Source organism: uncultured Dialister sp., assembly GCF_900538805.1.
Lineage (GTDB): Bacteria > Bacillota > Negativicutes > Veillonellales > Dialisteraceae > Dialister.
On the sequence record NZ_UPZP01000087.1, the window covers coordinates 1 to 9,614 of the forward strand.

At 53.7% G+C, this 9,614-nt stretch carries 10 protein-coding genes and 1 pseudogene; all 11 read right to left on the reverse strand.

Annotation, left to right across the window (positions count from 1 at the left end):
• Positions 1 to 97: 97 nt before the first annotated feature.
• The gene (gene hisIE, locus QZQ29_RS07585; RefSeq protein WP_296961970.1) at positions 98 to 775 is read right to left on the reverse strand and encodes a bifunctional phosphoribosyl-AMP cyclohydrolase/phosphoribosyl-ATP diphosphatase HisIE; all 678 of its coding nucleotides are present in this window, start codon (positions 773 to 775) and stop codon (positions 98 to 100) included.
• A gap of 9 nt (positions 776 to 784) precedes the next feature.
• The gene (gene hisF, locus QZQ29_RS07590) at positions 785 to 1,540 is read right to left on the reverse strand and encodes an imidazole glycerol phosphate synthase subunit HisF (protein WP_296961972.1); all 756 of its coding nucleotides are present in this window, start codon (positions 1,538 to 1,540) and stop codon (positions 785 to 787) included.
• A gap of 607 nt (positions 1,541 to 2,147) precedes the next feature.
• On the reverse strand, positions 2,148 to 2,864 hold the full coding sequence (gene hisA / locus QZQ29_RS07595) for a 1-(5-phosphoribosyl)-5-[(5-phosphoribosylamino)methylideneamino]imidazole-4-carboxamide isomerase (protein WP_296961973.1): 717 nt from the start codon (positions 2,862 to 2,864) through the stop codon (positions 2,148 to 2,150).
• Positions 2,861 to 3,475, reverse strand: a complete 615-nt coding sequence (hisH, locus tag QZQ29_RS07600; RefSeq protein ID WP_296961975.1) for an imidazole glycerol phosphate synthase subunit HisH — start codon at positions 3,473 to 3,475, stop codon at positions 2,861 to 2,863. The genes hisA and hisH overlap by 4 nt, the downstream gene beginning before the upstream one ends.
• Complete coding sequence (gene hisB / locus QZQ29_RS07605; RefSeq protein WP_296961978.1) at positions 3,475 to 4,053, reverse strand: imidazoleglycerol-phosphate dehydratase HisB; 579 nt, start codon at positions 4,051 to 4,053, stop codon at positions 3,475 to 3,477. Before hisB ends, hisH begins: the two co-directional genes overlap by 1 nt.
• Positions 4,050 to 5,120, reverse strand: coding sequence for a histidinol-phosphate transaminase (gene hisC / locus QZQ29_RS07610; protein WP_296961980.1), 1,071 nt, complete (start codon positions 5,118 to 5,120; stop codon positions 4,050 to 4,052). The genes hisB and hisC overlap by 4 nt, the downstream gene beginning before the upstream one ends.
• Complete coding sequence (hisD, locus tag QZQ29_RS07615) at positions 5,110 to 6,399, reverse strand: histidinol dehydrogenase (RefSeq protein ID WP_296961981.1); 1,290 nt, start codon at positions 6,397 to 6,399, stop codon at positions 5,110 to 5,112. Before hisD ends, hisC begins: the two co-directional genes overlap by 11 nt.
• A gap of 21 nt (positions 6,400 to 6,420) precedes the next feature.
• Positions 6,421 to 7,041, reverse strand: a complete 621-nt coding sequence (hisG, locus tag QZQ29_RS07620; RefSeq protein ID WP_296961983.1) for an ATP phosphoribosyltransferase — start codon at positions 7,039 to 7,041, stop codon at positions 6,421 to 6,423.
• 1 nt (position 7,042) lies between these two features.
• Positions 7,043 to 8,299: an ATP phosphoribosyltransferase regulatory subunit gene (locus tag QZQ29_RS07625; RefSeq protein ID WP_296961986.1), complete on the reverse strand. Its 1,257-nt coding sequence runs from the start codon at positions 8,297 to 8,299 to the stop codon at positions 7,043 to 7,045.
• 72 nt (positions 8,300 to 8,371) lie between these two features.
• Positions 8,372 to 8,863 (reverse strand): annotated as a pseudogene (locus tag QZQ29_RS09270) (hypothetical protein); the annotation flags it as partial.
• A 167-nt stretch (positions 8,864 to 9,030) separates the two neighbouring features.
• A partial coding sequence (locus QZQ29_RS07630) for an electron transfer flavoprotein (RefSeq protein ID WP_296961989.1) occupies positions 9,031 to 9,614 on the reverse strand: 584 nt, incomplete at its 5' end.

Here is a 9,614-nt window from a genome sequence, read left to right on the forward strand (position 1 = left end):
TTCTGCTGATTGGCTCACTGCGTTCGCCACCCCCTATCCGGCTTCGCCGGACTTCCCCCTATTCAGGGGGCAGAATAAACCGCTCTCCGCTTACCCATCAGAACGTCTTATCCAGGTGGCCCACGACTTTTTTATTTCCTTTTTTCTCGTCCCGTTCTTCCAGTTTTTTCATAATGTCGTAGAGGTCAACGCCAGCGTTTTCCCAGAGGACGAAGAGATGGTAGAGGAGGTCGCAGGATTCGTCTATGATTTCTTCTTTATCTTCGTGCTGGTCGGCGATAATGACTTCGGAGGCTTCTTCGCCGATTTTTTTATCGATTTTATTTTTGCCTTCCTTCTGGAGGTAGTTGGTATAGGATTTTTCCTGGGGATGGATACGGCGGTCTTTGATTTCTTCAAAGAGGGTGTGAAGGATGGTGAGGGTTCCTTCTGCCTTTTCGTTATCCCACTGGGCAAGACTTCTGTAGAAGCAGCTGCGGTTTCCGGTGTGGCAGGCCGGGCCATCGGGGATAGCTTCGATGACCAGGGTGTCGGCGTCGCAGTCTACGTAAATGCGTTTCACGTGCTGGAAATGGCCGGATTCTTCGCCCTTGTGCCACAGTTTCTGCCGGCTTCTGCTGAAGAACCAGGTTTCGCCGCTTTCCACGGTTTTGGCAAGGGATTCTGCATTCATGTAGGCCACCATGAGCACTTCACTGCTTCTGGCATCCTGCACCACCGCCGGCACCAGTCCTTTTTCATCAAATTTGATATTCTTTATGTCTACTGATTCCATAAATCCTCCTTACATGCGCACGGGAATGCCGTGGTCTGCCAGATATTTTTTCAAATCGGGAATGGCGATTTCGCCGAAGTGGAAGACCGACGCTGCCAGGGCGGCATCGGAGCCTGCTTCAAAGGCTTTGAGGAAATCTTCCATTTTGCCTGCGCCGCCGGAGGCAATGACGGGTATGGAGAGCTGTTCTGACAGGACGTGCATGAGTTCCAGGTCGTATCCATTTTTTTCGCCGTCGGTGTCGATGGAGTTCATGCAGATTTCCCCTGCCCCAAGCTCCATACCCTTTCGTGCCCATTCCAGTACGGAAATGCCGGTGTTCTTCCTTCCGCCTTCGATGTACACGTCCCAGCCGCCGTCATCGTTTCGTTTGCCATCGATGGAAAGGACCACGCACTGGTTTCCGAAGCGTTCCGCGCTTTCCCGGATGATTTCGGGATGCATGACGGCGGCGGAGTTCACCGATACCTTGTCGGCGCCGGCCAGAAGCATGGTGCGGAAATCGTCGGCTTTGCGGATGCCGCCCCCAACGGTGAAGGGAATGGTGAGTTCTTCTGCAATGGCTTTCACCGTGTCCACGAAGGTCTCCCGCCCCTCATGGGTGGCGGTGATGTCGTAAAATACAAGTTCATCGGCGCCGGAGTCGGAGTAGAATTTTCCTAAAGCCACAGGATCATCCACGTCCTTCAGGTGATGAAATTGTTTTCCTTTGACCACCCTGCCATGGTTCACGTCCAGACAGGGGATGATTCTTTTTGCAAGCATAGTATGCTCCTTTGCTGGGGAAATAAGGGGCTGCCTCGCAGCCCTGGGTTCAGAAGGTTCAAAGGGTTCAGAAGGTTCAAAGGGTTCAGAAGGTTCAGAGGGTGGTGGATTGCCGCTTCGCGGCAATAAAGTTTTTGTATGCCGCCTTTGGCGGAAGCGCTGCCGTTGGCAGCGAAAACCGTAAAACCGGGCTTCGCCCGTTGGAAATGCACCCCTATCCCCGCTGCGCGGTACTTCTCCACGGGAAAGCGTTTCATTTGGTTCTCAGGTCGGTATCGCTCCCCTACGAACCAAGTTCGCTTGCCACACCTATTCCGGGGGAAAATAAACTGCTCTACGCTTTCTCTCGATGTCATGTGGCACAGTTTACAGTACCCATAGTGTCCCCTCGAAGAGGGGGAAAGGTGGTGCCGTAAGGCACCAAAGGGGGATAGAATTTTCATCGCGCCGAAGGCGCGGTTGGCCTGTTTTCCTTCGCCCGTCAGGGCGATTGTGAATGTTTTATACAAACTGGCGCCCCTATATTTCCAAAGGGCGCCCACCTCCCCCCTTTGAACCCTTTGCACCTTCTGAACCCTCTGAACCCGGGAGCCGCAATGCGGCTCCCCTACTCCTGTATCTCCCTGATTTCTTCCATAGTCACTTTTCCTTCGTAGAGGGCTTTGCCGGTGATGGCGCCGTAGACGCCCATGGCCGACAGTTTCCTAAGGTCCTCGGCACCGGAGACGCCGCCGGAGGCGATGAGGCGGATACCTTCCAGGGCCTCTAGTTTTTTCATCATGTCGAAGTTAGGGCCGGAGAGCATGCCGTCGCGGCTGATGTCGGTGTAAATCAGCGTATTCACGCCGTGGGTCAAAAGGGTTTCTGCGAAGGTCATAACTTTGCGGCTGCTGCCGTCCACCCAGCCGTGGGTGGCCACTTCGTCACCCTTGGCGTCGATGGATACGGCGATGTGGCCTGAGCCGTATGTTTTGGCGGCCTGGATGGCAAAGTAAGGGGACGCGGCGGCTTTGGAGCCGATGATGACGCGGTAGACCCCCATGTCCAGGTAGTCTTTAATGGCTTTTTCACTGCGGATACCGCCGCCCACTTCGATGGGGATGGTGAGGGCTTCGCACATTTTGCGGATGATTTCCTTATTCACGCCGTCGCCCTTGAAAGCACCGTCCAGATCAACCACATGGAGGGCTTTGGCTCCCTCTTCCTGCCATTTCAGCGCCATTTTCACCGGGTCGTCGCCGTACACGGTGAGGTTTTCTTTTCGGCCCTGCTGCAGGCGCACGCAGTGTCCGTCTTCTATATCTATTGCGGGAAATATTTTCATTTCATCAACCACTTTGCTAAACGTTCCCAGATGGCCATCCCCACGGGTCCCGATTTTTCGGGGTGGAACTGGAAACCTAATACATTGTCCTTTCCCACCACCGCCGGCACGGTGACGCCATAGTCTGCCGAAGCGATGACGTCCTCCGTATGTCCCGGAGTTTTGTAGTAGGAATGGACGAAATACACATAGGAATGAGGGGCAAGGCCTTCCAGCACTTCGTGGGGCCTTTGGATGACCAGTTCATTCCATCCCATATGGGGGACTTTGAGCTTTCCTTCCGGAAAACGGACGATGCGCCCAGGGAGAAGTCCCAGGGCGGGGATATGACCGTTTTCTTCGGATACGTCGTAGAGGGCCTGCATGCCAAGGCAGATGCCTGCCAGCTTCTTGCCCTTTTTCACTTCTTCCTGGATGATGCCGGTCAAACCGTAGCCGTTCAGATGGTCCATGGCATCCCTCATGGCTCCCACGCCGGGAAGGACCAGGGCAGAAGCATCTCTGATTTCTGCGGGATTTCTAGTCACCACTACATCAAGACCGGCCCTTGTGGCCGCCCGGACCACATTGGCCAGGTTGCCGGCGTCGTAATCAATAATGGCTGTTTTCATCAGAGCACTCCTTTTGTCGATAATACCCTGCCGCCTTCCACGGTGACCGCTTCCTTCAGCGCATGGCCCAGTCCCTTGAAGAGGGACTCCACGATGTGATGGCCGTTTTCGCCGTACAGGCAGGCCATGTGCAGGTTCATCATGCCGTGCATGGCAAAGGCGAGGAAGAATTCCCTGGTCATTTCCGTTTCAAAGGTACCGATACGCTCCACCGGGATTTTCACGTCGTACACGAAATAGGGGCGGCCGGAAAGGTCCAGCACAATGCGGGAGAGGGTTTCATCCATGGGGCAGAAGAAGGCGCCGTAGCGGCGGATACCCTTCTTGTCACCCAGGGCTTTGAGGAACACATCTCCCAGGGCAATGCCCAGGTCTTCGATGGTATGATGGTTGTCCACTTCCAGGTCGCCCTTGCAGGAAATGGAAATGTCCATGCCGCTGTGGCAGGCAAGGAGGTTCATCATGTGGTCGAAGAAGCCGATGCCCGTGGTGCCCTCAAAGCGTCCTTTTCCGTCTATGGAGAGGGAAATGGAAATGTCGGTTTCCCCTGTTTTCCTATGAATGTCCGCTTTTCTCATGAAAGCTCCTTCCGGAATACCGCAAGGAGGGTATCGTCCACGTCCTTCGTGGTCACTGAAATGCGGTAGGCATTGGGGAGTTCCGCGCTGTTCCGATAAATCTTTACCAGAATGTCCTTTTCTTTCAGGGCTTTGAAGATTTCTTCATGTCTGCTTTCCACCTGGACCAGAAGGAAATTGGTGCAGGAGGGATATACGGAAAGGCCCGGGATTTTCACCAGTTCGTCGAAGAGGCGGTTTCTTTCCTTTACGATATCGTCTCTTACCTTGAGGATTTCTTCTCTGTGTTTCAATACGATAGGTGCAAAGAGCTGGGTGAAGGAATTCAGGTTGTAGGGCGCTTTGATTTTACCGATGGCGTCGATGATTTCCTTATCTGCCACCAGATATCCGCAGCGCATGCCTGCCAGGCCGAAGGCTTTGGACAGGGTGCGGAGCACCACCAGATTCGGGTATCTGCTGATTAAGGGCAGCACGCTTTCCTTCTGGGCAAATTCCATGTACGCTTCGTCCACGAAGACCAGATTGTCCGCCGCCTTCAGCACTTCTTCGATAAAGGAGGCCGGCAGCAGGTCGCCGGTGGGGTTGTTTGGATTGCAGATGACCGTGATTTTCGGCTGGTACTTCTTGACGGCATCAAGGATGCCTTCCTTGTCCCGGCGGTAGCCTGCCAGGTCCCGTACTTTGATGGCGCCGGCGCCCAGGGTTTCCGCTCCCAGTTCGTACATGTCGAAGGTGGGAGAATGAACGAGGATTTTATCTCCGGGGTTCAGGAAAGTGCCCAGGAGATAGGTAATCATTTCATCGCCGCCGTTGCCGCAGATGATATTTTCCGGTGCGGCACCGATATAGTCCGCAAGAGCTTCCCGAAGGCCGTCGGCCATGGGTTTGGGGTAAATCTGGGGTTTAAAGGTATCCAGCGCTTCAATGAGTTCCTGTTTCACCGCCGGAATGGAAAGGACGTTGAAATAGTTTTCATTGGCGTTAATGACATATTTTTCTGCAATAGGAGCCACATAGTAGGGCTCAAAGTCTTTGATTGTATTTCTAAGCCATTCAGTCTTCATCACGCACCTCCATGGCATGAGCATGAGCGGTAAGCCCTTCTGCCTTGGCAAAGAGCTGCACCTTTTTGGAAATCTTCCGGAACGCCTCTTCACTGTAGCATTCCACGCTGCTGTGCTTTACGAAATCGTAAACCCCAAGGGGCGAAGAGAATGCTGCGGTGCCGGAGGTGGGCAGGGTGTGGTTGGGGCCTGCCATGTAGTCTCCGATTGGTTCGGAGGTGTATTTGCCAAGGAAAATGGCGCCGGCATTATAAATGAGGGGGAGGTATTTCTTCGGATCCGGCAGTTCCACTTCCAAATGTTCCGGTGCAATTTTATTTACAATGTCAAAGCACTGCTCCGCATCTTTACAGAGGAAGGCCTTGGCGTACTGGTCCACGGAGCTCTTCATGATTTCATAGCGGGAAAGCTCCTTCATCTGTTTTTCCATTTCCTTCTGCACAGCCAGGCCGAAGTCTTTATCCGGTGTAATGAGAAATACCGCAGCCCTGGGGTCATGTTCCGCCTGGGAGAGAAGGTCCGCCGCAATCCACTTCGGATTGGCGCTGCCGTCAGCCACGCAGCATACCTCCGACGGCCCTGCGATCATGTCGATGCCTACGGTGCCGAAAACAAGGCGCTTGGCCATGGCCACGAAAGCGTTTCCGGGTCCTACGATTTTGAACACAGGCTCTACGGTTTCCGTGCCGTAGGCCAGCATGCCGATGCCCTGGGCACCGCCGACCTTGTAGATTTCCTTCACCCCTGCCACATAGGCGGCAGCCAGGATATTGGGATTCACTTTACCGTCTTTCCCGGGAGGAGTAGCCATGGCCACCGATGGACATCCTGCCACCATGGCCGGAACCGTGTCCATGAGCACCGTGGAGGGATAGGCAGCCCTTCCGCCGGGTACATATACGCCGACCCGCTGGATGGGAAGGAACCTCTCCCCCAGCTCCACGCCATCCCTGAAGTTTTTGGACCAGGATTTCCGTACCTGTTCCTTATGGAAGGCTTCAATGTTTTCCTTTGCTTCCTTTAACACGGAGAGGAAATCGGGGCCCACCGTCTTCACGGCCTCTTCGATTTCTTCTTCGCTTACACGGAAATCGGTGAGGTCCACGCCGTCGAATTTCTTCGTGAGAGCCCGGATAGCCTCATCTCCCCCATCTTTTACCTCCAAAAGAATAGCGGACACCGATTTTTCCAAATCATCCGAGAGATTTACATTTCTATTGGTCATGGTCCTCACTTCACGGAGGGTCAGCCCTTTTTCCGGTACTTTAATCCATTCCATTGCTATGCCTTCTTTCTGTGGTCAATCCTTTTTGACCACCTGTATGAACTGATTCAATTCGTCCTGCTTCATCTTGAAGGAAACCTTGTTGCAGATGAGGCGGGCGGAGAAATCCATGAAATAATCGTAGGCTTCCAGGCCGTTTTCCCGAAGGGTGGTGCCTGTTTCCACAATATCCACAATTACATCGGAGAGCCCCACCAGCGGAGCCAGCTCCACGGAACCGTTCAGCTTGATGATATCGATGGGCTGGAAACGGCCTGCAAAGTACTTCCTTGCAATGGAGGGATACTTGGAAGCCACGGTGAGGATGCGTTTGTTCATCACATCCTTGTGTCCCTTGATACCGGACACCGCCATGCGGCATTTGCCGATACCCAAATCAAGGATTTCATACACATCCTCTTCTCCGTCTTCCATGAGCACATCCTTGCCTACAATGCCGGCATCGGCGGCGCCCCGCCGCACATACACCGTCACGTCCGGAGACTTCACCAGGGTCACGCGGATGCGCTCTTTATCGTCGGTGAAAATGAGTTTCCTGCTGTCATCGGAATAATCGGGGAAATAATATCCTCCATCAGACAGGCTTTTCATTACTTTCTTGGCAATACGCCCTTTCGCCAGCGCTATATGAAGCATATCAAAGTCCTCCCAGTTTCCTTTCCATTTCCTCTTTCGACAGTCTTTCCTCTCCTATGACGAAGGCGCCCTTCTCATAGGAAGCAATCAAACGGTAATCGCCGGGAATGATGCGGTTCTTCCGGCTCACGCCCAGAACGGAAAAGCCCTTCTGCCGCCAGTTCATGAGGGTTAAGATCAAATCCCGGTCCGCTTCATCGTATACCACAGCCAGGTCGCAGGACGGAACCATTTCTTCCAGAAGATCCTCCTCCGCCATCACTTCATAGAGAAGATTCATATTGAGCCCAAAACCGCAGGCCGGCCGGGGCACCTGGAACTGGGCGGCCAGGGAATCGTAGCGGCCGCCGCTGATGAGGGAATAGAGGGCGCCATCGGCGTAAATCTTGAACACCATGTCCGTATAGTAGCCCATGTGGGAGGTAAAAGCAAAGTCCAGCTGCACCGAATCGCTGTAGCCTGCAACATCCAGATACTCATAGACCTTCCGGAGACGGCTGAGGGCTTCCATCATGCCATGATTCAGGCACAGCCCCTCCGCCCGCTTCAAGGTGGATTCATAATCTCCAAAGAGCCGCGGCAGCTCCAGCAGCACATCCCGCTGGATCTTCGTAATGGGAAGCGCATCCACCAGCCCGTCAAAGGCCACCAGATTCCGCTTCTCCATGTACTCCCGCACCTGGGCAAGCTGCTCCTTCGTCAGATGGAGCTCCTCAAAAAGGGCATCCATATAAGCCACCGTGCCCAGGTCGATACGCATATCCCTGATGCCTACGGATTTCAAAAACTCCGCCGCCATCACCATGACCTCGCCGTCACACTCCGGCGTCTCGTCCCCCAGCACCTCCACACCACTCTGAAGGAAATATTTCCCGTGGGTGGACTTTCCGTAATATTCACGGAACACCATGGACACATAACCAAACTTCAAAAGCTGGGACGCATCGGGGTACTCCCGGGCCACTGTCTTCACCAGCGGCACCGTCACATCCGGCCGCATCACCAGCACCTCGCCGTCGGGCCCGATGGTTTTTATCATCTCCCGCTGGAGCTGTGGGAAATAGGTGCCATAGGTATCATAATCCTCAAAGGTAGGAGTCTGGATAATCTTACACCCATGCCGCCGCATGACGGACACCACAGCACTCTCAATGCGGTCGTAATTCTTCATCTCTTCTTCATGGACCATTTTCAGGTCATCCTGCGCTGCCAGACCACGACCGACGCCAACCACACGTTTTGCTTTGCTCAGGTCCACGCTGCTTGCCGCTTTCGCACGGCGTTCGCGACAGAGAATTTCATGACGCGGGGCAACATAAGGTACCGTTTCTGTCGGACACTGATGAGAGGTATCACTGGTGCACGGTTCCTGAACACCGGGCGCAAGGGTAATGATCGCCAGCGGGCTATTGATCTTTTCCTGTGCGAACGCTAACCCGCCATACATCCGGTGTTCGGCGCAAATGTGACCATCGACAATATCCACCGCAGTGGCATCGTTCACCAGCGCCGCATTCAGTTGCACACTTAACCGTGCTGCCAGAGCTTTACCGCGTTTCGTCGCGGCCAGCAGCAACATAGAAGGGTGTTTATCTTTCAGCAGGGCAGCAATGCTTTCGGCGTAATTTTCAGTACGTTGCAGCGCATCATTTTGCTCAAGAACATAAATACATTTTGGACCATAAGGCATAACTGCCTGCGCCTGGTCGGTATTTTGTACAATGGCATACACCTGTTGGCCCCATTGCTGCGCGCCGCCAAACAGTTCAGCATAACGTTCAGGATTATCGCTAAAGACCCAGACGCTGTTTAATTGACTCATCGTTTCTTCTCCGTAGGCTTCAGTTCAGGGCTTTTTTCAGATGTTCCGCCAGCTCGGCAATGGCCTCCGGCGAATCGTTATCGAGAATGATGTGCTTACGTTCTGTTTGCGGCGGTACGCGAATGCCGGTCCGTTCAGCAAGTGGTGCGCTCTGGCTCCAGCCAATGTCACTTGCCTGCCACCGGTTTTTTACCCGCGCCGAGAATGGCTTTCATCGGAGGAATGCGTGGCATGTTAATATCGGAGGTGACGCAGAGCACGGCTGGAACAGAGAGCTCAATAACTTCAACATCATCTTCAAGCGTGCGTTCAATCACCAGTGTATTGCCCTGACGCTGAATAGCACTCACTGCATTAATCACCGGAAGTTGCAGAATTTCTCCGACCAGCAAGCCAACCTGCTGGGCATAAAGGTCGCCGGAACCTTCACCAAAGATCAGTAAATCGAAGCCGATCTTTTCAACTGCTGCCGCCAGCGCTTTTGCGGTATCGAGAGGCAGTGCATGTTCAAGTTGCGCATCCTGCACCAAATACAGGCTGTGCGGCCCGCGGGATAGCACGTCTTTGCGCACTTTCGAGTTCTGCAACAATGAGCCGCCAATGGTCAGCGCGGCTATCTCATCGTCATCTGTTGCAATCTGGCTTGCAGCTTCAATGGCATTGAGATCGAACTGGCTGATTTTGGCGTCGGCATTGTCGAAATTCAGGGTATATTCTGGAGTGACAACAATGTCCTGTTCTTCAGGCACCA

Excerpts from the sequence above, each read along its gene's own strand:
- hisB (WP_296961978.1), bottom strand. The coding sequence starts at position 4,053 with ATGAGAAAAGCGGACATTCATAGGAAAACAGGGGAAACCGACATTTCC.
- hisH (WP_296961975.1), bottom strand. The coding sequence starts at position 3,475 with ATGAAAACAGCCATTATTGATTACGACGCCGGCAACCTGGCCAATGTG.
- hisF (WP_296961972.1), bottom strand. The coding sequence starts at position 1,540 with ATGCTTGCAAAAAGAATCATCCCCTGTCTGGACGTGAACCATGGCAGG.
- hisD (WP_296961981.1), bottom strand. The coding sequence starts at position 6,399 with ATGGAATGGATTAAAGTACCGGAAAAAGGGCTGACCCTCCGTGAAGTG.
- hisG (WP_296961983.1), bottom strand. The coding sequence starts at position 7,041 with ATGCTTCATATAGCGCTGGCGAAAGGGCGTATTGCCAAGAAAGTAATG.
- hisIE (WP_296961970.1), bottom strand. The coding sequence starts at position 775 with ATGGAATCAGTAGACATAAAGAATATCAAATTTGATGAAAAAGGACTG.
- hisA (WP_296961973.1), bottom strand. The coding sequence starts at position 2,864 with ATGAAAATATTTCCCGCAATAGATATAGAAGACGGACACTGCGTGCGC.
- hisC (WP_296961980.1), bottom strand. The coding sequence starts at position 5,120 with ATGAAGACTGAATGGCTTAGAAATACAATCAAAGACTTTGAGCCCTAC.